Source organism: Paenibacillus dendrobii (genome assembly GCF_009807035.1).
Classification (GTDB): domain Bacteria; phylum Bacillota; class Bacilli; order Paenibacillales; family Paenibacillaceae; genus Paenibacillus_AQ; species Paenibacillus_AQ dendrobii.
In genome coordinates this window covers 454,982-479,753 of sequence record NZ_WUBI01000001.1, presented here as the reverse complement: position 1 = coordinate 479,753, position 24,772 = coordinate 454,982, and the positions used below count along the sequence as shown (strand labels likewise).

Below are 24,772 nucleotides of genomic sequence, written 5' to 3'. Positions count from 1 at the left end.
GCGTCTGGCTCTCAGGAAGAACGAAGCCAGCGCGGTATCCACCAATTCACGTTCCCCAGAAGCTTCATCAACGAAGGAACAAGCAGCAGCCGAATAAGAGTCGCATCGATGAATACCGCAGCTGCAATGCCCGCCCCCAGCTGCCTCACACCTTCTACTTCCCCGAACGCAAACGGTAATGTCACTGCAATAAGAATGGCAGCCGCCGAAGTGATCAATTTTCCCGTTACAGCCATTCCATGACGTATCGCATGGTCAGAATTCCCCGTATCGTCGAAAGCTTCCGACATCCGCGACAGCAAAAACACCCCGTAGTCCATACTTACGCCAAATACCAGCCCAAAAACAAATACTGGCACCATAATAGCTATATCTTCTGAAGGTATGCCTGTGAGACACGTTTGAAAAACAAGCACTAATATACCAAAGGATGCTCCGATACTCAGCATATTCATGACCAATGCCTTGATGGGAATCAGAATTGACCGAAAAGCGGCAAACAATACAATCAAGTTAGAAAAGATAATGAATCCAAGCATGAGGGGCAGAACTTCGGTGATCGCATCCTTTACTTCCTGGCGGGACTTGGCTTCACCCCCCAGTAAAATATTCGCTCCTGAAGTTTCAGCGCTTTTTTCCGCTGCTCTCAACCATTCGTTAACTCTCGCGGAATCAGGATTTCCTCTGAGCAAGACTTGAAACATAGCGATACTCGGGGATAAACCTCTAACATATTCCATGTTTCGCAGTGGACTTACGCGAATGACCTCAGGATCATCCTTGATTTTTCCAAGCCATGAATTTGCTTTTTCTTTTTCTTGAATCGTCAAAAATTTCCCCATGGCTTGAACCACAACTAGAATTTCCGAAGTTCCTTCATGGTGAAAATATTGCCGAATCGCTGCATCAGCCTGTCTGGATTCCGTGTTGGGCGGTAGCGAGTCTGCATCCGGAACGGCGGTTGTCATGTGTAATGCCGGGATGAGCAGCAAGATGACGATAAAACCCGCACCTGCCAGCATGCGAATGGGTCTTCGCATAACCTTATCCGCCCAGGTTGACCATAGCCTGAAACTCAAGCTGGGAAACATGTTTCTTCTTGCCTTATTCTGCAGCACTGGAGCCAATAGCACGAGAAGTGCCGGGACCAAGCTCAAGTTAATGACGACCGCTAATGCTACAACGACCATTGAGCTGAGCGAGGCGCTTTCAAACATGGGCATCGGAATGAAACCAACGGCAATTAATCCACAAATAACACAGGCAGCGGAAAAAAACACGGCTCTGCCGGACGTGGACATGGTGGCTCGCAGGGCGCTTGCCGTGCTTCCCCTACCCAGTTCTTCCCGAAAGCGATTCGTGATAATAAAGGCAAAATCCAGACTTAATGCAAGTCCCGTCATAGGAATGACGTTCAAGATAAAATTGGACTGATCCAGATCATACCATCGGCTGATGATCACCATCATTCCCATCGCTGAAGTAACGGTGAGTAGTCCTGTAATGACCGGAATGAATGCGTATAAGATGCCGCCAAACGTCAGCAGTAATATGATGAACGCAGCAGGGATTCCCACGCGCTCCGCCATTTTGAAATCATGCATACTCGCGCGATTTACATCATCCTGTATAATTGATGCCCCGGTAAGCTGAATTTTCACCCCGGCGGTTTCCGACAGCAAACTTCGTATCTGCTTGACTAATGGCGCCTGCTGATAAGAAGGCTTGTTCAATGCAAGTACAGCGTACGCTGCTTGATCGCGTAAAAGGTCCCGGTGCTGTAGAGGCGATATAATCCGATTCACTCCGTCGAGGTTTCTTATAGCGTTAAGATTAGCTTCGATTACCGATAAAAATTCCGCACTCGTCGTATTGTTATGACGCTCAAACAGTACAAATACAGGATCTTCAGGTATCAATAGATGCTCATTCGCAATCTGCTGTACACGGCTTGCCGAACCATCCGCGTTCAATCCCGGCCCACGTACAACCGACGGAAGTTCAGCGGAGAATGACCCGAAGAAAATAAAAAACGCCGCCCAGCAGGCTACAATCACTACCGGATGGCGATATATAAGTGAAGCAAGCAATCGGTATACCATAACATCTTCCCCTTAAGGCAGCGGAGATTTCCCGTTCAATCGGGTTGCCTGGACCATATATTCAGCAAGCTGCGGAAATACTTTGGTCCCTGCTGTCCATAACCGGGGGATCACCGGCATGCTGCCAAGCGCCTGCAGCAAATGCCCCCACCGCAATATCGCATCATATTCCCTGCTCATATCCAAAAGATAAGCGTCCTTCCAAGATTCCATACTCCGATCCCCACGGAGAAATTGATCCCCGTAAGAAGCACATATTCTGGCCGAACGGAGTGCTGCCGACATCCCGTCCCCGAAAAGCGGAGGAATCATGGCTCCTGCATCGCCAACCTGAGGAATGATGCTCCATGCACTCGGTTTTCCGGATAAGTAAACCGGGGCGGCCGAGACTTGAGTATCAGGAATGAGTATCCCATCCTGAAGTCTGTTCCACAGTTTTGCGTTCTCCGCCGCAGCTGAGAGCAGCAATTCTGATACGGAGCTTCCTTTGCCTCTTGCCCAATCCAGCGGAAGTAGAGCCGCAATGTTCGCCCTTCCATTCTCAACCGGCGAAATACCTACATAGCCTCCACGAACAAAGTAAAGCTCTACGGTCTGGTCCAGACCGATTCCTGTAAAATGAGCTTTGAAACCGATATATGCACGCCTTCGCTTGTCATTTACAACCTGAGGCTCCCCCATGAGATCCCCGCGAGGATGAACCCCCCAAGCGGCATATACGCTCCGGGAGTGCAGAATTTCCGAAGCTCCTCCGGTTCGTGTCCCAATACGGAATCCTTTTATTTCGGCAGCAACACTGGAAACGGCCGTACCGGTCCGTACTTCCACGCCTGCTTCTTCGGCAGCCTGCAGCATAACGGAATCCAATGCGTATCTGCTTAATCCCCAAGCCGGTTTACTCAGTTCAGCTTCGACGGCTCCCCCATGCCTGAATATAATCCGAGATTTGAGAATACGTGCCGGCTGAAGTGCTTCCAGTTGTTCCATGACTCCCAGTTCGCGGAACATCTCTTGGGTCTCAGGAGAAAGGAACTCTCCGCAGGCTTTGTGGCGCGGAAACATTTGACGGTCGAGCAACACGGTATTCCAACCTAGGTTTGCAAGGCGGATAGCCAGACTGCTTCCGGACAGGCCACCCCCAATGATCACTGCGTCCGGCATCCAATCCCCTCCAATCCGGCACCTTTAATGTTCGTTGTGCTCATTATTTTTGGATATCACGACGCTGTATCGAAACAACGGCTTCCAAGAATACTCCAGCATGTAGTCACCATAAAAGCTCAGAGCCTGACTTAATCTTTTCCAATCCGACGATTGAAATCCCTTGGCCACCGATAAGGGGCCGTCATGACGAATATATCGATTGGTGGAAATAAGATGCGCGGTGAGCCATACGGCGGACCAAGAAATCCAGTGGCGGTGAATATCGCTGATGACAATACCGTACCGGGAAGAACGCAGCATATGGCCTGTGACTTCCGGAAGCTCGCTATCGCTGAAATGGTGCAGGAATTGGGAGGATATAAGCATATCTGCTGCATGCTCCTCAATATCAAACACGTTTTGCCGAATAGCCTCGACTCTGGGGTCATCCTTAAAAATCCTTCGGGCTTCATTGCATGCTTCTTCGGTCATGTCTACCAGCGTGATTCGAGCTTCGATCCCTACCCGGTCTGCCCAACGCAGGATATGGCGATTGATCTCTCCGGATCCCGCCCCTATATCCATCAGATGCAGTTTTGGGGGCTGGCCGGTACGGATCCATAACTCTTTGATGCCGTATAGCAGCGGTCCAGCCGCACCAAATATCCGGTTCAACCTGCGGAGATGACGAAGCGCTTCCGATAATTCTTCTCCGCCTGAGCTGAAATCGTCCATATATTCATCTTTTACCGAGCGTCTGTTCAGTTCATTGAACATATGCTGCATCCTTACCGGCTAAAAAAGGTTTCCCTGCGGTTTGGATATACGAAAAGTTGAGCAATTCTGCGGTCAGTCCGGGTCCGAACGCAAGAGAGATCCCTTTTGCCCGTTCCGTCCCTTGCTTTATCAGATGTTCTCTCATACTCTTCAGAACAAACAAGATCGTAGCTGAAGATAAATTGCCATAGTGCTTCAGGATATCCCGACTGAATGTAACCTGGTCGTCCTTAAGCTCGAACATCTCCTGTACAGCATCAACGATGCCTCTCCCACCTGGGTGCACAGCCCATAAAGCAGGCAAAGATTGTTCACCCAGCAGCAGCTCGACTTCTTCTCTAAGAAAAGTTTTTAGCAGCTTCGGAATGGCAGGCGAAAGATAGAGATCAAACCCATGATCCCCCACCTTCCAGATCATCTCTTCCTCAGAATCCGGAATAATTACGGAATGTCCCTCTCCCAGCATAAATACATGTTCTCTTCCATCCGAAACACGACTGACGACACAGGCTGACGCCCCATCGCCGAAGAAAGAAGCACCAAACAGCGCTTCGCGTGAAGCCGGGGGTTGAAAATGTATCGTACACAACTCGACGCAGACGACGAGCACGGTGGAAGGGTTGCTTTCGACGATATCCTTAGCTAGTTGAACGGCTCTTAAGCCGGCGCTGCAACCTTGAAATATCAGTGGCATTCGGCATATCCGTCGGGATAATCCGAGTTCCTTAGCGAGTACGGTATCCAAGCCCGGCAGGAACTGCCCGGTACAACTGACGGTGACGAGATGTGTGACACTGGATGGACTTAGTCCCGCTTCCGCCATGGCCTCCCTTGCCGCCTCGACGGCGAGTGGAACAGATTCCCTTTGGTACACCTCCATGCGCTCGGAAGTCGTCGGTACCACGGCTCCTTCATGGTCGGGCAAATAACGGCATGCTCCTGCCTGTTCCAAAAAATCAGGTTCGCAAGTGTACCGCGTTTCCACACCACATTGTTTGAAGATCCTTCTGGCCCAGCGCACGACATCCGAATCCTTTTTGCAGGATTGCTCTATTCTCTGAAACACTTCATTTTGCTCAAGCCTGTTCGGCGGGATGCTTGTACCAATTCCGATAATTCCCGCTCTCCCCTTAAATATATGATCCTCCATCGCTTATCCCACCTCGCTTTCCTCGTTATCCCTATTTAAAGTACCTCACGAAATCAGATCATTAAAATCAAATCATGAAAAAGAAGACATCGTGAGACAAGTCTATTCCTGAATAACCGTAATTATGCAAGAATCTAGTAAAATTCATGGACGGCTTTAGCAGGAAGCCAAAATACTAACACGTATTCACTGAGGTGCCTTCAAGGTATATTGGCAAAAGAAAAGCACCTGCTTACGATGCAAAGAAAAAGCCACCCGATGCCGGGTGGCTTAAATCGCTTCATATTGTTACGGAGTCACCTAAAACCACATCATCCCTATGAGCGTGTACGCTCAGAATCAGTCCCACGGCTATCATATTGGTTAACAAGGAACTTCCTCCATAACTGATAAACGGCAATGAAATGCCCGTCAAAGGTAAAATCCCAATATGCATTCCGATATTAACAGAGACCTGAAAGACCAGCATGCCCATCAAACCGATAACGAGATATGTACCGGACAACTCTTTGCTCTCCATAGATATATGGATCATGCGATACATGAGCAGCAAATAAAGCAGCAACAGCACGGCAGAACCTATAAATCCAAATTCTTCTCCAATAACCACATAGATTGAATCAGAATACACGTAAGGAATAAAACCTCTTCGGACATAGACCCCGTCGCTGCCGCTCAATCCTCCCGTACCGATCGCCTTCATTGCATTTTTCACATGCCATGATTTATCGGGATCGTTGGTTGGATCAAGGAAAGCCTGAATTCTCGCCATCTGATGGGGCTCCACGATCTTGGACAACAGTTCGAAATTGGCATAGTAAAGCCATAATACCATGCCAATGATCAGAATCACGATACTGATGAATAATATCATATACCATGACCGGATATTGCCGATCCACAGCATGCTTAGCAGGATACCTACAAAAACGAGAGACGTTCCTAGATCCGGCTGCTGCATGATGAGAATGAATGGTATCGCAAAAACAAGGCCAACTGGCAGCAAATCTTGAATAACTTGGAGCTTCCGTCCCTTCCGCTGACCCAATAAGTGAGCAATCAGCAGAATCGTGAATATTTTAGCCAATTCGGAGGGCTGGAGTTGAAAGTGACCTATATTCAGCCAACGGGACGCCCCGTTAATATTTTCTCCGGCAAACCTAACCAGAACGAGCATCACGATGCCGATACCATACAAAACGTAAGACAACCTGCCTAAGAGAATCCGATAATCCATCAAGGAGAGTATCAGCATAGGAATACAAAATGCAACGAAAAGAACGATATTGCTGATGTGAAGCCCTTCCAAATGCGTGCCTTCTGTGGCTCTGTATATCGCGACTGTTCCAATGGAAACCAGACAGACCAAGACCATCAGAGTTGATTTATCCAGCTTTGAAATGAGGCGAATATTAAACATAAGATGAAAACCTCTATTTTGTTGAATTTCTTTCTTGACGCCTTTTAGGGTTTGAACGTGAAATGTTAAGCAGGATGCCGGTACTAGCCAAGCATAAAATGAGCGATGAACCCCCATAGCTGATAAAGGGAAGCGGTACGCCCGTGATGGGCAAAGCGCCGATGGCGGCTCCGACATTCAGCAGGAATTGCACAAATATCATGGTCACGATTCCTATTCCGAACATAAATGCGAATGGATCGCCACTCCTAATTGCAGCGGTAAAGCCCCGCCAAATGAAAAGAAAAAACACGATGATAAGCAGAGATGTGCCGATAAACCCCAGTTCTTCACCAATGACAGCAAAAATAAAATCGGTATGCGCCTCAGGCAGATAGAACAGCTTTTGAATGCTATGGCCGATTCCTGTTCCGGATAGTCCTCCATGCTTAAACGCATCAAGAGACTGGATCAGTTGATACCCCGAACCTTTCGGATCATCCATCGGGCTTAGAAAAGAATGGATCCGCTGAAGACGGTAGCTTTTGCTGAATGCAAGATACAAGAACACCGGAATCAGCGCCGTGCCCAGCAGAAACATGTGGCGAAGATCCACATCGCCGACCAGCAAAATGGTCACGGCAATTCCGGACAAGATTAGAACTGTGCCGAAATCCGGCTGCTTCAGGACAAGCAGCAGAATGAGGCCTACCACCGTCATAACAGGCATCAGGCCTCTGCGGAAATCACGGATTTGCTTCCCTTTTTTGCTTATGATCGCAGACAAATAAACGATAAGGGTTAGTTTAGAAAATTCAGACGGCTGCAAGGTAAAACCTGCCACAGTAAACCAGCGTTTCGCTCCATTGATATTTCCGCTCCCTATCAAAACGAAAGCGAGCATCCACAGCGAGATCAGCAGCAGTACTGGCGAAGCCTTCTTCCAGCGCGTAAGGGGTACAGACATACAAGTGAACATCACAAATAAACCAATAGACGCGGAAACGCTTTGTTTCATGACGTAATGCCATGGAGTATTATACTTAGCGATCGCTACTGGATAACTTGCGCTAAATATCATCATCAGACCAAATCCAACTAAGAAAAAAGTCATAAAAAGAAGAAGAAAATCCGGGCGGCCTCTTGTTTTATGGTTCAATCTATCAGACACCTCCCGGTATAGAGAGTTACATGTACAGGCGCTCTATTTCAGGTTCAGTTCCGTCTTGCCTTGATACACCTTCTTGGAAAGCAGTCTTAGCCCGTCTTCCCGCCACCCGTAAACATCCAGACCACTACCCGCTTCTCCCAAGGACCAACCAAGAGCCAGCTCTGAACGGCCGTCGTGGTTGATATCCAAGATCCCGGCATAATCCAGACCGTATCCGAAACCTTCGACCTCCGATATCTTGTGCCACTGTTCCTGATGCTGTCTGAATAGCGCTGCTTTGAGCAATTTGCCCGTCTCATTCTTTTCTTCATATACAATGACCGCTTCCTCGATACCATCCCCGTCAAGGTCTCCATAAGAGATGTCATTCCTCTGTTTTTCCTGCTTAGGCGACAGAATTTGGGCCTTATGAGGCAGCAGTTTCATCAGATCGTGACTGACATTTCCGTTTTGAAGGCTTATTTCCGGTGCAGGAGATTCAATTAAATCCACGGGAGTTGCTGGAACTCCGCATCCTCCAAGCAGCAATAGTATTAATGTTGACATCAATTGGATACCCTTGAATTTTCTCGACATTTTCGCTCCAACTCCCCGCCCGCAAGCTCATTTACTATCATATCTTCCAACACACATAAAGTGGTTATGAAATAGTTAAAATTACTCTCCCCCTATCGGTAGACAGATTCGGACTATCGTTCCGCTGTCTGCCGAACTGGTTATACTCAATTGGCCGTGATGAAGTTTCACAATCTGATCCGATATGGCCAGGCCTAAACCGCTGCCGGGAGCATGCGGATCACCTTTGTAAAACTTTTGCAGTACATTTGCCAACTGATCTTTCGATATTCCTGAACCCGTATCCGTAACGCTAATAACGACTTGCTTGGGTTCGGTGCGGGCATGTACCGTAATACGGCCAGAGGCATCCGTGAATTTAAGAGAATTATCAATCAAATTAATCAATACTTGCTTTAAGCGGTTCTCGTCTGCTTGTATGACAGGAAGACCTCCATCTGCCTGCATATCGAGAGTAACTCCTTGCCGTAATGCTCTAGGAGCAAGCTGCCTGCCAATGTGATTCAACAAATCGGTCAAATTCACCGGGGCGAAATGCAGGGTAATTCTGCCGCTATCCAATTTGGAGAAGTCCAGCAGTTCATCCACCATTCGGCTTAACCTGTCACTTTCGGATTCAATGATTTCAAGACCTTCATGAAACAAGTCCGTATCAACGGACCCATTTGATTTCATCGTTATGACCCAACCTTTGATCGATGTTAACGGTGTCCGCAGTTCATGCGACACGGATGAAATAAAATCATTTTTAAGCTGTTCGCTTTTCACGATTCTGACGGCCATTTTATTTAACGTATCTCCTAAAGAACCCAGCTCATCCCGGTAACGCTTCTGGACATGGATGCGGAAATCTCCTTCAGTCATCCTGTCTGCGACCTGTTTAAGATCCCTAATAGATCTGGTAATGGTAGCCGATAGGAATATCCCAAGTGTGGTAACGATCGCAACAACAGCGAGACCCACGCCGATCAGCAAGATCATAATTTGATTCACTGTTGCTATGGTACCGTTCAATGAAGTAACGAATCTGACTGCCCCAACAGTGAGATGGTGAGCCTCTAAGGGATAAGAAACCGACAGAACAGCTTCATGAGTGAAAGGGTCTTTTCCTCTCCATGTCCCCGGTTCTCCGGATATCGCTGACTGCACATCGGCATATTGATTCATGGTCATCCCGGGTTCGAATCCGGCCGAGTCCCGCAAGAGCCGGCCCGATGGATGAATGATCTGCACTTGTGCATCAGAATGATAGCCAAATCCTTTCAGCAACCGATCCGATTGCTCTTCCAGGTCCTCATCCGTAAAATACTGCTGAAAAAAAGAAGCGGATAACTCCGCTTGGTTCATCAGGATTCGCTCCATATTATGAAAATAATAATATCGGACAGAAACGATAAGAAAGATTTCAAGAATGAGCACCGTTAGAGAGATGACCACAAAATAACTTCCGACGAGCCTTTTTCGTATGCCCATTGTCTAACCGTCCCTCCTCCATCGGTATCCAAGTCCCCATACCGTCTCGATCCAATACGGTTTGGAGTCGTCATCTTCTATCTTTTCTCGTAACTTTCGCACATGGACATCTACTGTCTTGGAATCTCCAACATAATCCTCTCCCCATACGAGATTCAACAATTCGTTCCTGGATAGCGCCGTATCGGGATGCTCCATGAAGGTTCTGATCATTTGGAATTCCTTTGGCGTTAAATCGATAGGGACATGGTGTTTGAACACTTTATTAGAACTCACATCCATCCGAATCGGACCAGATTCCAGCGTATGTCTTTGGTGGCCCAAGGAAATATCCGTACGCCTCAATATGGCTTTAATCCTTGCAACAAGCTCTAGCGGATTAAACGGTTTGACAATATAATCGTCGGCACCAATTTCGAGTCCTTTGATTCTGTCCATATCCTGGCCAGATGCTGTTAAGAATACAATAATGACCTTAGAGTCCTCTTTTCTCAGCTCTTGGCAGATTTCGAATCCATTGGCATCAGGGAGCATGATATCCAAAACGATGATATCCGGCCGATTGGCCCTATAGCTTCGTAACGCTTCCTCTCCATAAGCCGCTTCATGCACTACAAAGCCGTTATTGATCAGATTTATCGATATAAAACGTCTGATATTGGCATCATCTTCAACAATAAGTACTCCATTACAATTCACAGTATCCACGATTCCACCTCCATAAGCTAAGCGAATTAACGGCAATTCCGAATGAAATTTATGCTACACCCTTCCTCTAACTTGGATCGGCCGAAAATAAAAAAACTCTTCCGGTTAAGAAAGAGTTGTGACGTTCGATTTATGGGATTGCCATGCATGCTAGAATTATCCGGCTAACATATAACGCCGCAGTACATCAAGATGGGCGCAAAGCAAGAAAACACAGGAGGTCCCATGGAACATAGTTCTTTCCTTTATCAAAATATATTCGTACTACTGACATATCTTTTCGTCTCGCACTACCTTCCATGGATAACACCCCCTTTTATAAAATATAAACCCTCTAGCAATCCTAGAGGGCATTCATAACGCCAGGAAAACATCTTTCGGTTCCATGATCGAGTTAAGGTACCATTCATCTTAAAGAGAACTTGACCACTATATGAAGAGCCTTGCAGTAGGAGTCCGCCTATAGAGGAAGTATATAATTTCTTAGACATCGTAATCCTTGACCATAGGTTTGTCAATAAGTTTCACTTTACACCTTCCATTAATCCAGCTGCAAAAAAACCGCCTGCCTTAGCATCAAGGACAGACGGTTTTTTTCAAAGTACTGCTATTAAAGGGCCTTATCGTCTATTTGATTCAGCCATCCTTCAATTTCCCCGATGACGGAAGCGACGCATCCATCCTCGAAAGGAGATTTGAGTCCGGCATACTCGACGAGTCCCGTGAACGATTTGCTGCCTCCTGCCTGGCACAACTTCAAGTAGTCGGCCCAAGCGGATTTCCAGTCTTCGTTCATGCGTTTCCAGAACTGGAATGCACAAAGCTGTGCAAGCGTGTAGTCGATGTAGTAGAACGGCGATTGGAAAATATGACCTTGCTTCTGCCAGAAGCCGCCGCGTTCCAAATAATCATTGTCACCATGATTGCGGTGAGGAAGATATTTCTTCTCGATATCGCGCCATGCCTGCTTCCGCTCCGCTGGCGTGGCATCCGGGTTCTCATATACAAAATGCTGGAACTCATCCACCGATACACCATAAGGCACGAACAGAAGCGCACTGCTCAGGTGAACGAATTTATACTTGTCCGTATCTTCCTCGAAGAACAAGTTCATCCACGGCCAAGTGAAGAATTCCATGCTCATGGAATGAATTTCGGCCGATTCGTTCGTTGGGAAATGGTATTCGGGAACTTCGAATTGTTTGCTGGAATATACCTGGAAGGCATGCCCCGCTTCGTGAGTAAGCACATCAATGTCACCGGAGGTTCCGTTAAAGTTAGAGAAAATGAACGGAGCCCCGTATTTGCTGATAAACGTGCAGTATCCTCCGCCCTGCTTGCCTTTTTTGCTGACCAGATCCATCAGGCCGTTTTCGACCATGAACGAGAAGAACTCATTCATTTCAGGAGACAGCTCGGAGTACATTTTTACTCCCTGCTCCAGAATAAAGTCCGGGTCTCCCTTCGGCGTGGCATTACCGGTTTTGAAGCTGAAATTTTCGTCGTAGAAATAGAGCTGGTCCACGCCTATGCGTTCACGTTGGCGTTCTTTCAGCTTGGTGGCTGCCGGGACGATATACTCCTGAACTTGTTTGCGGAAATTGGCTACCATATCGGCATTGTAGTCCGTACGGTTCATCCGTGCATAGCCCATTTCAACGAAGTTTTTATAACCGAGCTTTTTGGCCATACGCGTACGGGTTTTCACGAGTTCATCGTAAATACGGTCAAAATCAGCTTCATGCTCAGCCATGAATTGATATCTTGCCTCAGAAGCTCTGCGGCGCAGATCACGGTCCGTTGAGAGTTCAAACGGTGTCAACTGGGTCAAGGTACGGTCTTCTCCCTCAAACGGGATCTTCGCAGATGCAATCAGCTGCGTGTATTCCGTTGCGAGCTTGTTTTCCAGTTGAAGATCTTCAATGATCTCCGGACTAAAGGACTTGAGTGCCATTTCGGCGAGCATGAACAGCTGCGTTCCCCACTTGCTCTCGAGCTCTTTTCTGAATTTGGAATTGACCAATACACGGTAATAATCCGTTATGTACTCCTGGTAGACCGGACGAACCTCGTCCATGTAGTCCTGCTCCGCTTTATAAAATTCATCGTTGGTATCGATGGAATGACGGATTAACGCGATCTCAGACATGGACTCCACTTCGCTCCGCAGGCGATTGATTTCGCTCATGGCCTGTTCCTGATCCGCAAGAGTTTCGGCCGTTTCGAATGATTGCACAAGCTTCTGGAACTGCTCCTTGATGAGCTGAATATCCGGACGCTCATATTTGTATTCGTTGAATTTCATGTCATGACACTTCCTTTCAAAACTAGGATTATGCTTATTATACATGGAGATGGGAAGAAGATTCTACCACCGTTCAAAAAAATTTGACGTTTATTTTGTTAAATTGATTAACCGGCTATCCATAAGATAATCACGACGGCAATTTGAACGCTGAAAAATAAAGCAAGCACGAATAAAAGAGTCAACGCAAAACATTTTCCCGAAAACAGAAAATATTTTTTCCATTTTAACCTTGTCATCCGTCCAACCCCCAGAATCATACATTACATACTATTAAATACTTTCCAGCTTCATTTCGTCAATTTAGGAATTGATATTTATTTTGTTCATTGATATATTAAAGCGGTACATTATTTTTTTAGGCATTGCCTAATATTCTGTGAAATTCATAGTGTGGAAAGGTGACGTGAACCCAATGCTTGTCTGGATGCTTAGACAGGTCATGGCACAAAAAGGCATATGGTCAGGTGCCGAATTGGCGCGGCTGCTCAAGGAAAAAGCAGGGTATGACCTATCCCCTCCTTCAATCAGCGCCCTGCTCCGGGGGCAACCGAAACAAATGAAAGCCAATACTTTAGATGCGTTGTGCACAGCCCTGGAATGTACGCCGGGTGAATTATGGGTACATACGCCGCCCCATATTCAAGGCGGATAATACAATGTCAGAGGAGGCATGAATCATGGCAGAGAAAGAGATACTCCCTTTTGGAGATCCAGTCCTCAGAAAAAAGGCTAAGCCCGTTGAAGAACTGACCCCCAAAATGCTGAGGATTCTGGATGATATGGTGGATACCCTTTATGCAGAGGAAGGCCGTGCAGGTTTAGCTGCCCCGCAGATCGGCATTTTGCGCAGGATGATTGTCATGGATTGTGGCGAAGGACTCATTGAGTTGATCAATCCGGAAATTCTGGAAATCCAAGGCGAGCAAATCGGGCCAGAGGCATGTCTTTCCTACCCGGGATTTACCGGTATCGTGGAGCGTGCGGATTATGTGAAGATAAAAACGTTAACCAGATCCGGCGAATGGATGGAACTTGAGGGCCACGATTACTTAGCTCGCTGCATCCAGCACGAAATCGATCATTTAAATGGTATTTTATTCATTGACCATGTCAAAGAAGGACAGCTATATAGAGAGCAAACCAAACAGAAGGCGGACCTGATTCAGGCACTCAAACTATCGCTGAAATAAGCGTCCTTTCTATATAAGAAACACCGCCCTGCTATAGCAGAACGGTGTTTCTCTCATTTCCGGGTTAGGGGACGTAACGGCCATCTTAACGATGTGCCGTGTAGACATTGGCGCGACTGATACTCCGAATCATATTCAATTCTTCCGGGCTGAGCTTCGGCGACTCGGAAGCTTCAGCGTTGTGAACCAACTGCTTTAAAGAACTCGCTCCCGGTATGGCTGCTGCCACCACAGGCTGTCCTAACGAATAACGGATGGCCGTCTGCGACATGCTTCGTTCAGGTTGAACGAGTGATTCCAACTTCCCTCTGATTTGCTGCAGCTCCTCAGGGGAGTAATCCAGGTAACCCTTTCCTACTTTCCCTGCCCCCGCCTCCGCTAGTACTCCGGATGCCACGGGTCCGCGAGCAATCACGCTGATTTCTTTTTCCGCAAGCAGCGGTAGCACCTCTTCCTCGGGTCTTCGATCAAGAATGCTGTATTGGCTCATGACGGACACGATATGCGAACGTTTGACATACTCACGGATGACGTTAGGACGAATGGAAGATATGCCGTAATTTCGGATAACTCCTTCCTGCTTCAACGCCTCGAATGCTTCAATGGTCTCATCAATCGGGTCGTCCAGCGTACCTCCATGGAGCTGATACAAATCGATATAATCCGTTTGCAGCCGCTTCAGGCTTTCCTTTACTGCGGACATGATATAAGCTTTGGACGGATCCCAGCTTAAGCCTTCTTTCCCGGGAATACGGCGGTTACCGACTTTTGTAGCAAGAATGACGTCACAACGCCGTCCTTTTACGGCTTTGCCGACAAGCTCCTCATTAAGGCCCCCATCGTACAGATCGGCCGTATCCAAAAAATTAATTCCGCGATCCAGCGCCTCGTGAACCAGACGGGCAGCCTCTTTTTCCTCCGTTCCCAGGGACATGCAGCCCAGACCGATTTCGCTGACATACAGATCCGATGTTCCAAGACGATTTTTTTTCATGATCAAACTCCTCTCCGCGTTTTAAAACAAACTGATTTCCATTAAGCAATGAGCATATGAACGACTGTCAGTACAAGTCCGATCAAAAAGCCGCAAATGGCCCCGTTTACCCGAATCCATTGCAAATCGCCGCCGACCTTATCCTCAAGCATCTGGACCAGCGATTGGTCATCCAGCTGATCCAAATTATCACGAACCAATAGACCGATTCGGTAATAGTTAGCTTCGACCGCTTTGACGACCAGAGACAAAATTCCTTGCTCCCAGCGTTCCACCATATCTTCCTTGCCCCGAAGAAGGTCGGACAACCAGCGATACGCCTTAATGACGCCGCGTCCTCCATTCTTCTGCTCTTGCTCAAGCATCAGAAGCACGCGTGCCCTTATCTCTTCAAGCTTGCGAAGCATCCATTGTTCGGAGCTGGGATCACCCAACTTGTTCCCGATCAGCATTTTTAAGCGCTCGGCCACCTCTGGATTCTCTGTAAAGTCAGATACCTGCTGGCGTACTTCGGACAGAATGCGCTGCCGGAATGGACTGTCTTCATACGACATTTCGTGTATAGAGGATAGAATCAAATTTTTCAAAATATTTCCGAGCTTATCCTCGCTCAAAAAACCAAGCATCGCTTGCAGCGCAAAGCCCTTCATGCCGCTAAGCTGAATCTCCTGTAACTTATTGCTTGCGAGTTGTCCAAGCATATATTCATTCTCCGGACGACTCACCCATTTGCCGGCGAAGCTCAGAACATAATTCAACGCCTTCTCATCCAGCTGACTGTGAAAGGCTTGACGGGAAGCGGCATTCAGAAGTGGTGACAAGTCCTGGCTTTGCACAAACTTCACTAAGGCCTGTTGTACGGATGGCGTCATCTGTTCCAGTGGAACCTGGCGTACGACGTCGCTTAGCGAATTCACGATTTTCAACCGGTTTTCCTTCTTGCTTACGAGCTTCAGTATACCGGTGGACAAGCCTTTGAACAGCTTTAACTGGCGAAGTCTTTTTGTAATGCTGTCCTTGTTCAGAAGCTCTGTTTCTAATGCAGAAACAAGCGAGTTGACGATTTTATTGCGGTTTTGCAGCAGCAAAGACGTATGGGGAATCGGTATTCCCATGGGATGACGGAATAGTGCGGTAACTGCAAACCAGTCGGCAAAACCTCCGACGAGTCCCGCTTCAAACCCTCCCTGCAGCAGGCGAACCGCAAGATTTTGCGGCAAAAACAGGGTAATCAGAAAGCCTGCCCCCATGACCGCAAGGGAAGTCCCTGCCAAATATCTGGTTTTCATGTTGAATCCCTCCGCTATGTATATAACCACATTCTATCCAAGATTGAACTGAAAATGATCTCCGTGGAATCGAATGAATAGAAAAACTCCCGATCGACCGGGAGCTACAGATCATATTTCGGCTCATAAACCGTGAACTTCTCCTCTGCAGGAGTTCTGGGCTTGCCTTCGGGCGTTTCATCGAAAAATCCAAGATGGATGAATCCTGCAATTCGTTCTCCGGGCTGCACCCCCAGCATCTCCATCACATTCGGATCATAGATATGCATATTCGTTTTCCAGACTGAACCCAGACCCCGTTCCCAGGCAAGCAGCTGAAAATTCTGAATCATGGAGCTGACTGCGCCGTAATCTTCATCTCGCTGTTTTTGATTATCGCTATCCGTCATGACAATAATCAGGTAAGCGTCGGGCTCATTAAAGTACTTGATCCGATTCTCAAACATATCTTCCGGGTAATGCTGGGCCATCTCGAGCGCAAACAGCTGCTTGGAAGCTGTAGGCACAAAAATAAACCTCCACGGCTCACGCAGCTTATGATTGGGTGCATATACCGCATCATTAAGCAGCTCAAGAACGAGCTCCTGCGGAACGGGAATATTTTTATACCCCATCTTAATGGACCTTCTTTCCCTGATGATTCGAGACAAGGCCGATGTCTTGTTGTTATTCATAATTTCCTTTCCTCTTCAGATGAAGATTAAACGTTAGTTCATTGTATCGCTCATTTAAAAGAATAAGACCGTCTCTCACACCAACTGCGAAGCAGCATGCCCACAACGAGAAGCACCACTCCGGCATTAATGGCTATGTCCGCAACATTCATGATTCCGGAACCTGAGCCCCATACGATAAAGTCGGTGACCTTGCCGTAAATGAGCCGGTCGAGCGCATTCCCGATGGCACCTCCGGCAAGAAAACCCGCGGCCAGATCCATGACGATTCCGCTGAGTGCGCCTTTAATCCGGTAATACACAATCACTCCTACCACAACGATTGCCAAATAAGCGAACCACTTGCCATAGCCTTGGAAAGAACTAAAGGCTGCTCCTGTGTTTTGATAATGTTCAAAATGAAGATAGGGATCAAAAACGCTTCGGTGTTCACCGACCGACATATGATCTCGCACCCACCACTTTGAGCCTTGATCGATGAGCACGACGATCAGCGTCAATATATAAAACAGCAAATCTCTCCCTCCTTTTCCCTCTGCACCTATAGCAGTACCGGCAGAGATGCATGACTCCCTGTCCTATTTAAAAAACTGACGCGCCATTAACGGCTTTTGATCAAAAGCTCCACCGCTTCTTTTACAAGTGCGCCGGTATCATTCCCTTTGGCATGCTCCTCCAAAATACATTGTTCCAAGTTCATGGCAACGATATATGCCATCGCCTTATCCGTCGCGCTTCGCACGGCAGACAGCTGAGCCACGACGTCCTTGCAGTTTTTTCCTTCTTCCATCATGTTCAGTACGCCGCGGACCTGCCCTTCCAGCCGCTTCAGGCGTCGAACGACATTATCATCATAATTCATGTTCATTCATCCTCTCCTGGCCCCTTCAGGCTTCACATTTGCAAGGGTATTTACTGTTCCATGGTTTCAAGCGCGGCATCGACCAATGCGTCAAACAAATCGTCATTTTCTTCGAGCTGCTCATCCGCCTTCAGGAACTCTTCCTCATTACCGGACTCGCCAGCGAAATTCAAGCTGTAATCCCATTCCTTTCCCTTCTTGCTGAACAGCGTAATTTCATACTCAGCCTTGTGTCCCGACAACGTAAAGGTCACATGCCCGAGGTAATGCTTGTCCTCATCCTGCTTCATATCTGCTTTAACTATTTGAAAATCCATGTAAACATATCTCCTTTACTTCTATCTCGATGATTATATAGTATACCATGTGCGGTATTCTTTCCATCCAGTGCGCACACATTTTCAATATGTCGTCCAATTTAGTACAATACTATTCGGGGATGGGTTGAATCCCGCATCCAAAATGCATGATTAATTATACTGGAGGTTTAAGTCCATGGCAGATTTTCAGGAAAATCTAAACAAATACGCCGATCTGGCTGTTAGAGTCGGTGCTAATGTCCAACAAGGTCAAATTCTCGTCGTCAACGCACCCGTTGAGTCGGCAGAATTCGTACGCATGATTACAGAAAAAGCCTACAAAGCCGGTGCCAGCGAAGTTCGCGTGAACTGGAACGATGAGAAAATCACTCGGCTGAAATACGAGCATGCGGCAGATGACGTATTCTCCGAAGCACCGAAATGGTATGCAGGCGAAATGACGGAGCTCGTAGAAAAAGGAGCAGCCGTGCTTCATGTGCTTGCCGAAAATCCAGATCTGCTGAAAGGCATCAAACAAGAACGCATCGTCGCGAATCAAAAAGCCAGAGGACAAGCAATGACCAAATATCGCGCTTATCAGCAAGCTGACAAATTCAGCTGGTGTCTGATCGCCGTCCCTTCTCCGGAGTGGGCAGATAAAGTATTCCCGGATGCCCCGCAGGAAGAACGCGTACAGAAGCTATGGGATGCCATTTTCCATACCGTTCGCGTGGATCAGGTCAACCCGGTTGAAGCTTGGACCAAACATCTGGAAACCTTGGACCACAAATCAAAAGTGCTGAACGAAAAGAAATACAAGAAGCTGCATTACATAGCTCCGGGCACGGATCTGACGATCGAACTGCCTGAAGGTCATATCTGGGCTGCCGGTGAAAGCTTTAACCAAAACGGACACAGCTTTGTTGCCAACATGCCGACGGAAGAAGTCTTTACGGCTCCACTGAAAACAGGAGTTAACGGCTATGTCAGCAGCACCAAGCCTCTCAGCTACGGCGGCAACATCATTGACCGCTTTACCATCACTTTTGAAAATGGTCGAATTGTCGGTGTCAAAGCCGAAGAAGGACAAAAAGTGCTTGAGCATCTGGTCGAAATGGATGAAGGTTCACACTATCTGGGCGAGGTTGCCTTAGTGCCTCATCAATCGCCGATCTCGGATTCCAATATCCTGTACTTCAATACTCTGTTCGACGAAAATGCATCCAATCATCTGGCCATCGGCAGTGCCTATGCCTTCTGTCTCGAAGGCGGCAAAGACATGAGTCAAGAGCAGCTTACACAGCATGGTCTGAATACCAGCGTAACGCATGTCGACTTTATGATCGGTTCCGGAGAAATGGATATTTTCGGAGTGACAACAGATGGTAAAGAAGAACCTGTATTTAAACAAGGAAACTGGGCATTTTAAATTCTGACTTCAAAAAACCATCAATGCATGTACTTTAGCTTCTGCATAAGATGCAACCCTTGGAGTCATGTAGAGTCTTTCCTGCAGATGCGGGAAAGACTCTATTTCTAGATATCGAATAGCATAACCCAAGAAAAACAGCCGATTAAACTCATTCATATGACGATCAGGAGATAAGTTTAAGTACTATTTGACCCCTGGTTGATTTACAATAGTAAAATAACCCATAACGATCTAATGAATGGGTACACACTCTTTTACATAATCCAATCGCTATTCAGGAGGAATGAACCATGTTAACTTTTGAAGAGAAATTAAATAACTACGCTGAACTGGCAGTTAAAATCGGTGCCAATGTCCAGCCGGGTCAAACCCTGGTTGTCAGCGCTGCCATTGACGCTGCGGAACTTGTGCGACTGATTGTGAAAAAGGCTTATGAAGTCGGAGCCAATATGGTTAAGGTCAATTACACCGATGAAGCCGTTACACGCCTCCGGTATGACTTGGCACCGGAAGAATCCTTCCTGATTCCTCCAACCGCTCAAGCGCGTGAGTGGACCGAGCTGGCTGAACAGAACGCGGCGTTTTTGACCGTAATCTCCTCCAACCCGGATCTCTTGAAAGGTGTCAGCCCGGAGCGGATCGCCAATAACCAAAGAACCTTCGGAACAGCTATGGCTAAATATCGCCAGTATCAACAATCCGACAAAATGAGCTGGACAGGCATTGCTTTCCCTTCCCCGGATTGGGCTTCCAAGGTATTTCCGGACGCACCCAAAGAAGAGCAAGTTGCGAAACTGTGGGATGCCATTTTCTACGCCGTACGCGCAGACCAGGAGAATCCTATTGGAGCATGGCATAAACATATTGAAACGCTTCAATCCAAATCCGATGTGCTGAATAACAAGAAATATCGTAAGCTTCACTTCGTGGCCACCGGAACCGATCTCACGATTGAACTTCCGGAAGGTCATATTTGGGCACAAGCAGGCAGTGTAAATGAACAAGGAACCACTTTCGTTGCCAATATTCCTACGGAGGAAGTGTTTACGGCTCCGCTCAAAACCGGCGTTAACGGCTATGTAAGCAGCACCAAACCGCTGAGTTACGGCGGAAACATTATTGACCGTTTCAAGCTCACCTTCGAGAATGGGCGTATCGTAGACTTTACTGCCGAGGAAGGTCAGGATACCCTTGCCCGCCTCATTGGCATGGATGAAGGCTCCCATTATCTCGGGGAAGTGGCGCTCGTTCCGTTCCACTCCCCGATATCGCAAAGCAATATCTTGTTCCTGACGACCCTCTTTGACGAAAATGCTTCTTGTCATTTAGCTATAGGCAGCTCCTATGCATTCAATCTTCAAGGCGGAAAGACCATGTCTAAGGAAGAACTGGACGCCCATGGCATGAATGCCAGCATTACGCACGTCGATTTCATGATGGGCTCTCCTGAAATGAATATTACCGGCATTACCCATGACGGCAAGGAAGAAGCCATTTTCGTGAACGGAGATTGGGCTTAATATAGTTTCGATTTGAATAGCAAAAACCGAGCCATAGGCTCGGTTTTTCTGTTCCATTCGTTGACGCTGATCCGAAACCAGTGATACCATTAGACCAATTTATGATTGAAGGAGTGAAGAAGAATTGATCCCCATTGATTTATCGGGTAAAACCGCTCTTATCACCGGCTCTACCGGTCAACTCGGCCGGGTTATGGCGCGTACTCTTGCCCTTGCAGGTGCAGATATAGTTCTGCATTATCATGGTAATGAGGCAAAGGCAGTCCAGCTGAAGTCTGAGATTGAAGCTCAGGGCAGAGCATGTGTCACGGTCCAAGCAGATATCACTAATTTCCAAGCCGTACAGCATTTGCGTGATCAAGCCATCAGTACCATGGGCAAGGTGGATATTATCGTTGCCAACGCCGTCATCCAGTATGAATGGACCAGTATCCTGGAACAGCCCATTGAGGATTACCGGAGCCAGTTCGAATCCTGCGTTCTACAGAGCGTCCACCTGGCCAAAGCTTTCGCACCGGACATGATTGAACGAAGACACGGACGTATCATCGGCATCAATACGGAATGTGCGATGCAGAACTTCCCCGGACAATCTGCCTATACTGCCGGAAAGAGAGGCATGGATGGCATCTACCGCGTACTGGCCAAGGAGATTGGCGAGCATGGCATCACCGTCAATCAGGTCGCACCAGGATGGACCATTAGTGAGAAGGATCGGGAAAACCATAGCGAAATTCAGGAAACCTACTCACAGCATGTTCCTCTTAAACGCCGCGGGACAGATCAGGAAATAGCTAATACCGTGCTTTTCCTTGCTTCTGATTTGGCCAGTTATATTACGGGAGCCTATATACCGGTCAGCGGCGGCAATGTAATGCCCGCCATTTAGTAAGCCTCAGGGTCGCCCGTAAGCCTGTAGCGTAATGAGATGGTCTAGCGTTATCAGGCTGCGCCACTCGGCTTCATTTCCTGGACTTAACGCGGGAAAACTCATCCCCCACCCTCCGTCCCCTTGCTGATGCCGGATCAAGTATTCCAAGTGGAGCCGTACATCTTCATCTTTGATCCATTTTTTCGCGTAGCTGCCGGGAGCAGGAGCCCACTCCAATACCTTATGTACATATCCTTCCGCTCCCGGATCCAGCTCGATCGTCCCTGGCGACTGCAGCCACTCATCCACTTGCGATATGATCTCCGATGCTCTTTGCCGATCGGGCGTATGTTCAAGAAATGTAATGCAATGAATCAGATCATGATAGTCCGACTTGTCCGCAAACGGTATGCTTCTCCAGACAAAATCAACGCATTTCGTGAACCACTCTTCCCCTTCCCATCCCGTGATCACTTGCTGTTTATATAAAAGAGCGAGGATTCTTCCCGTCGGATTCAAAGACCCGCTATGGTCTTCGTCCGTCGTCCACCAGGGAGCATGAGGATATTCATTTACGCAAGTCGTGGCTCGCGGCAGACCACCTTCCGCTTTCGCTATCGTTCTCAAGTAATTCAATACGCCGGTTAACATTTCTGCATCCCATAAGCCAACTTCATCCATAATCATCAACGCATATTCCGTGGCGATCGGTTGGCTTTCCGGCGTACGCATATCCGGCTCAAGCGCATTTCCGAACCCGCCATCCTGATTTTGATATGGACGAAGCGCATTCAATACGGACACCGCAGTCCCATTCGCAAAATGATATTCATATCGTCTGCGATCGAGAAGCCTGCCGTTGGCATAAATAAAATCCCTTGCTTGCATCCATTGAGATTGGCTAAGTTTCATAAGATCTCCTCCTAGGCTTAAACTTGAAATACCTTTTTGAAAAAGGCGATGGACTTGTCACTGCAGTTGTCCTGTAATCTGGCCATTATTTCATTGCAAGCTTCTTCCTTGGTACATTCGGCAGCCTTTAACCCATGTTGACTCATCCAGTGCGTCGCAGTTTCATAAGCTGTGCTGTTCCATCCATTCGGCTCGCCGTCTGCATTCACCCTTTCTTGAACACCGGAAATGACTATGAGGAGAGAGTCCTGCAGCTCTATGACCGCTTGATCAAATGCCTTCTTGTCCTCTTTGGCTTTCATCTGCGCGCGTTCTCTCAATACACGGGTATCAATCCCCTGATCGATGTTAATCAGTTGATAAAGCTGCCATGCCGTTCTGGACAACATGCCATCTCGATATAACTTCTCCGCATCTATTCCTAAACCCAGACAAGCATGGACCCAAGGAAACCATTCTGTCGATATCAGAACCGCCTTTTTCCTAAAAAACTTCCCGTAAGCTGCCTTTCCCTCCACCGGAAAACGCACTCGCCAACTCCAAGGATCTTGTTCCGTACCGCTATACCAACTTTCCTTCGAGGTTATGCTTTCAAGAGACGGATAATCCGGAATGATTGAAGCGAGCGGAAGAATGCCAATACGATGGATATAATTCGACGCTTCTTCAAAATGTCTGACGAAGATTTCTTTTTCATTTGCACTCATTACATGGCTCTCCTCTGTCTCTGGCATATTCATAACGGTTAAGCAGTTCGTGTGCTCTTACACGGATGGAGTCGCGTAATTCATCCGGCTTGATGACCTCGGCTTCCCGTCCCAGCGAGAAAAACAACTGCACGACCCAGTCCCACTCGCTTTCCGGAAGATGAAAATCCGCGATCCAGCAATCTTCACTTACCGCCTCGATACATTCTCCAATATGCTCGTCTCGCTCGACCTTAAGCATCCCTTTATAAGTAAGTTCTGCCCGGATATGAACGGTTGAAACTGAATTCCCGCACTGCTCAGGCTCTTCATAATCCTCCGGAGCCGCGACTTCGGCGATGTCGCTTATGCGGTCAATGCGCAGCCGTCTTTTTTCGCGATGCGTATACGATATGCAGTCACAATACCAGAAACCATGTGCAGCAAAAATCTTGATGGGTCTGATGATCAGATTTCGTCTGTGATTCATGGATTGATAGAATACAGAAATCCATTGCTCTTGCGCCGTCAACCCCAGCAGCATCTCCAAATGGGGCAGATGATAGACTCGTTTCGGAACCTCAACCTCCATACTCTTCAACAGCGGATCAATGCTTTGGGCCGTATCCTGCGGAAGAACGCTCCGGATTTTGTCCATCACCGTCCACCTTTCCCCGTTAAACGGAGTATCCGTGTAGCCTGTCAGTCCCTGCAAAGCAAACAGTACGCAAAGGGCTTCCCTGGAACTAAGCTGAAGCGGCGGCAGCTGAAAGCCTGCCATCAGAGTGTAGCCTCCGTTAGGACCGCTAACCGCTCCTAGAGGAACGCCAATCTCTGACAGTGTCTGAATATCGCGCAAAATCGTGCGCCTTGATACCTCCAATTTATCTGACAGTGCGGAAGCCGTTTGGCTGCCATGCTGCAGTGCCATCACGATTGCCATCAGGCGGTCCATCTTTTTCAAACCGTCGTCCCCTTTCTTGTGGTAACCCCATTATAACAATCCATTGGTGACATCTTATATGTCACTGATTATTTGATGGACAGGATTTTTTCAATAAAACGAAATGGGGCAAAAAACAGGTATTCCCCTCTTCTATGTACTCGGTTATAATGCCATAAGATAAGCCATACACTATTACTACCATGAGGTATCCATAAGCAAAAGAGCCTGGATGACCCTATGCCCGGCTTTCTTTGGCGTCATGAAAAAGATGGATACAGAACGGATGAAGG

At 47.6% G+C, this 24,772-nt stretch carries 24 protein-coding genes; 5 read left to right on the top strand and 19 right to left on the bottom strand.

Annotated elements, in window-relative coordinates:
- Positions 1–11: 11 nt before the first annotated feature.
- The 10 genes from GRF59_RS02050 to GRF59_RS02005 all read right to left on the bottom strand — a co-directional run bounded on the left by GRF59_RS02050 (position 12) and on the right by GRF59_RS02005 (position 12,804).
- On the bottom strand, positions 12–2,102 hold the full coding sequence (locus tag GRF59_RS02050) for an MMPL family transporter (protein WP_160496006.1): 2,091 nt from the start codon (positions 2,100–2,102) through the stop codon (positions 12–14).
- 12 nt (positions 2,103–2,114) lie between these two features.
- A complete protein-coding gene (locus tag GRF59_RS02045; RefSeq protein WP_160496005.1) occupies positions 2,115–3,263 on the bottom strand; it encodes an NAD(P)/FAD-dependent oxidoreductase in 1,149 nt (382 codons plus the stop codon).
- 24 nt (positions 3,264–3,287) lie between these two features.
- Positions 3,288–4,022, bottom strand: a complete 735-nt coding sequence (locus tag GRF59_RS02040; RefSeq protein WP_160496004.1) for a methyltransferase domain-containing protein — start codon at positions 4,020–4,022, stop codon at positions 3,288–3,290.
- On the bottom strand, positions 4,012–5,172 hold the full coding sequence (locus GRF59_RS02035; protein ID WP_160496003.1) for a type III polyketide synthase: 1,161 nt from the start codon (positions 5,170–5,172) through the stop codon (positions 4,012–4,014). The genes GRF59_RS02040 and GRF59_RS02035 overlap by 11 nt, the downstream gene beginning before the upstream one ends.
- A gap of 280 nt (positions 5,173–5,452) precedes the next feature.
- Entirely contained in the window at positions 5,453–6,592 is a 1,140-nt protein-coding gene (locus GRF59_RS02030; RefSeq protein WP_160496002.1) for an FtsW/RodA/SpoVE family cell cycle protein, read from the bottom strand.
- A 13-nt stretch (positions 6,593–6,605) separates the two neighbouring features.
- Entirely contained in the window at positions 6,606–7,742 is a 1,137-nt protein-coding gene (ftsW, locus tag GRF59_RS02025) for a putative lipid II flippase FtsW (RefSeq protein ID WP_341479994.1), read from the bottom strand.
- Positions 7,743–7,775: 33 nt separating this feature from the next.
- Positions 7,776–8,288, bottom strand: coding sequence for a hypothetical protein (locus tag GRF59_RS02020; protein WP_237391587.1), 513 nt, complete (start codon positions 8,286–8,288; stop codon positions 7,776–7,778).
- 111 nt (positions 8,289–8,399) lie between these two features.
- Positions 8,400–9,791, bottom strand: coding sequence for a sensor histidine kinase (locus GRF59_RS02015; protein ID WP_160495999.1), 1,392 nt, complete (start codon positions 9,789–9,791; stop codon positions 8,400–8,402).
- Between the two features lie 3 nt (positions 9,792–9,794).
- Positions 9,795–10,499, bottom strand: a complete 705-nt coding sequence (locus GRF59_RS02010) for a response regulator (protein ID WP_160495998.1) — start codon at positions 10,497–10,499, stop codon at positions 9,795–9,797.
- Between the two features lie 610 nt (positions 10,500–11,109).
- Complete coding sequence (locus GRF59_RS02005; protein WP_160495997.1) at positions 11,110–12,804, bottom strand: M3 family oligoendopeptidase; 1,695 nt, start codon at positions 12,802–12,804, stop codon at positions 11,110–11,112.
- 415 nt (positions 12,805–13,219) lie between these two features.
- On the opposite strand from GRF59_RS02005, the gene GRF59_RS02000 reads away from it, so the two are divergent.
- Together GRF59_RS02000 and def are read left to right on the top strand one after the other, a co-directional pair.
- Positions 13,220–13,459, top strand: coding sequence for a helix-turn-helix domain-containing protein (locus GRF59_RS02000; RefSeq protein WP_160495996.1), 240 nt, complete (start codon positions 13,220–13,222; stop codon positions 13,457–13,459).
- Between the two features lie 25 nt (positions 13,460–13,484).
- Positions 13,485–13,997, top strand: a complete 513-nt coding sequence (gene def, locus GRF59_RS01995; protein ID WP_160495995.1) for a peptide deformylase — start codon at positions 13,485–13,487, stop codon at positions 13,995–13,997.
- Positions 13,998–14,082: 85 nt separating this feature from the next.
- On the opposite strand, the gene GRF59_RS01990 is transcribed toward def, so the two are convergent.
- The 6 genes from GRF59_RS01990 to GRF59_RS01965 all read right to left on the bottom strand — a co-directional run bounded on the left by GRF59_RS01990 (position 14,083) and on the right by GRF59_RS01965 (position 18,133).
- On the bottom strand, positions 14,083–14,991 hold the full coding sequence (locus tag GRF59_RS01990; protein WP_160495994.1) for an aldo/keto reductase: 909 nt from the start codon (positions 14,989–14,991) through the stop codon (positions 14,083–14,085).
- A gap of 41 nt (positions 14,992–15,032) precedes the next feature.
- Positions 15,033–16,280, bottom strand: a complete 1,248-nt coding sequence (locus GRF59_RS01985; protein WP_160495993.1) for a DUF445 domain-containing protein — start codon at positions 16,278–16,280, stop codon at positions 15,033–15,035.
- 104 nt (positions 16,281–16,384) lie between these two features.
- The gene (locus GRF59_RS01980) at positions 16,385–16,954 is read right to left on the bottom strand and encodes a nitroreductase family protein (protein WP_160495992.1); all 570 of its coding nucleotides are present in this window, start codon (positions 16,952–16,954) and stop codon (positions 16,385–16,387) included.
- Between the two features lie 50 nt (positions 16,955–17,004).
- Entirely contained in the window at positions 17,005–17,469 is a 465-nt protein-coding gene (gene lspA, locus GRF59_RS01975; protein ID WP_160495991.1) for a signal peptidase II, read from the bottom strand.
- A gap of 86 nt (positions 17,470–17,555) precedes the next feature.
- Positions 17,556–17,822: a metal-sensitive transcriptional regulator gene (locus GRF59_RS01970; RefSeq protein ID WP_160495990.1), complete on the bottom strand. Its 267-nt coding sequence runs from the start codon at positions 17,820–17,822 to the stop codon at positions 17,556–17,558.
- Positions 17,823–17,866: 44 nt separating this feature from the next.
- Positions 17,867–18,133 carry a hypothetical protein gene (locus tag GRF59_RS01965; RefSeq protein WP_160495989.1) on the bottom strand — a complete coding sequence of 89 codons (267 nt, stop codon included), beginning with the start codon at positions 18,131–18,133 and terminating at the stop codon, positions 17,867–17,869.
- Positions 18,134–18,311: 178 nt separating this feature from the next.
- On the opposite strand from GRF59_RS01965, the gene GRF59_RS01960 reads away from it, so the two are divergent.
- The 3 genes from GRF59_RS01960 to GRF59_RS01950 all read left to right on the top strand — a co-directional run bounded on the left by GRF59_RS01960 (position 18,312) and on the right by GRF59_RS01950 (position 21,956).
- Complete coding sequence (locus GRF59_RS01960; RefSeq protein ID WP_160495988.1) at positions 18,312–19,544, top strand: aminopeptidase; 1,233 nt, start codon at positions 18,312–18,314, stop codon at positions 19,542–19,544.
- 293 nt (positions 19,545–19,837) lie between these two features.
- Positions 19,838–21,067 (top strand): aminopeptidase, encoded by a 1,230-nt coding sequence (locus tag GRF59_RS01955; protein WP_160495987.1) that lies wholly within the window; start codon positions 19,838–19,840, stop codon positions 21,065–21,067.
- A 127-nt stretch (positions 21,068–21,194) separates the two neighbouring features.
- Positions 21,195–21,956 (top strand): SDR family oxidoreductase, encoded by a 762-nt coding sequence (locus GRF59_RS01950; RefSeq protein WP_160498075.1) that lies wholly within the window; start codon positions 21,195–21,197, stop codon positions 21,954–21,956.
- A 6-nt stretch (positions 21,957–21,962) separates the two neighbouring features.
- Here GRF59_RS01950 and GRF59_RS01945 read toward each other — a convergent pair whose 3' ends face one another.
- The 3 genes from GRF59_RS01945 to GRF59_RS01935 are packed head-to-tail and all read right to left on the bottom strand — an operon-like array spanning position 21,963 to position 24,491.
- The gene (locus tag GRF59_RS01945) at positions 21,963–22,850 is read right to left on the bottom strand and encodes a hypothetical protein (RefSeq protein WP_160495986.1); all 888 of its coding nucleotides are present in this window, start codon (positions 22,848–22,850) and stop codon (positions 21,963–21,965) included.
- A 17-nt stretch (positions 22,851–22,867) separates the two neighbouring features.
- The gene (locus GRF59_RS01940) at positions 22,868–23,557 is read right to left on the bottom strand and encodes an AlkZ-related protein (protein ID WP_160495985.1); all 690 of its coding nucleotides are present in this window, start codon (positions 23,555–23,557) and stop codon (positions 22,868–22,870) included.
- Complete coding sequence (locus GRF59_RS01935) at positions 23,544–24,491, bottom strand: helix-turn-helix transcriptional regulator (RefSeq protein WP_237391757.1); 948 nt, start codon at positions 24,489–24,491, stop codon at positions 23,544–23,546. The genes GRF59_RS01940 and GRF59_RS01935 overlap by 14 nt, the downstream gene beginning before the upstream one ends.
- Positions 24,492–24,772: the final 281 nt, after the last annotated feature.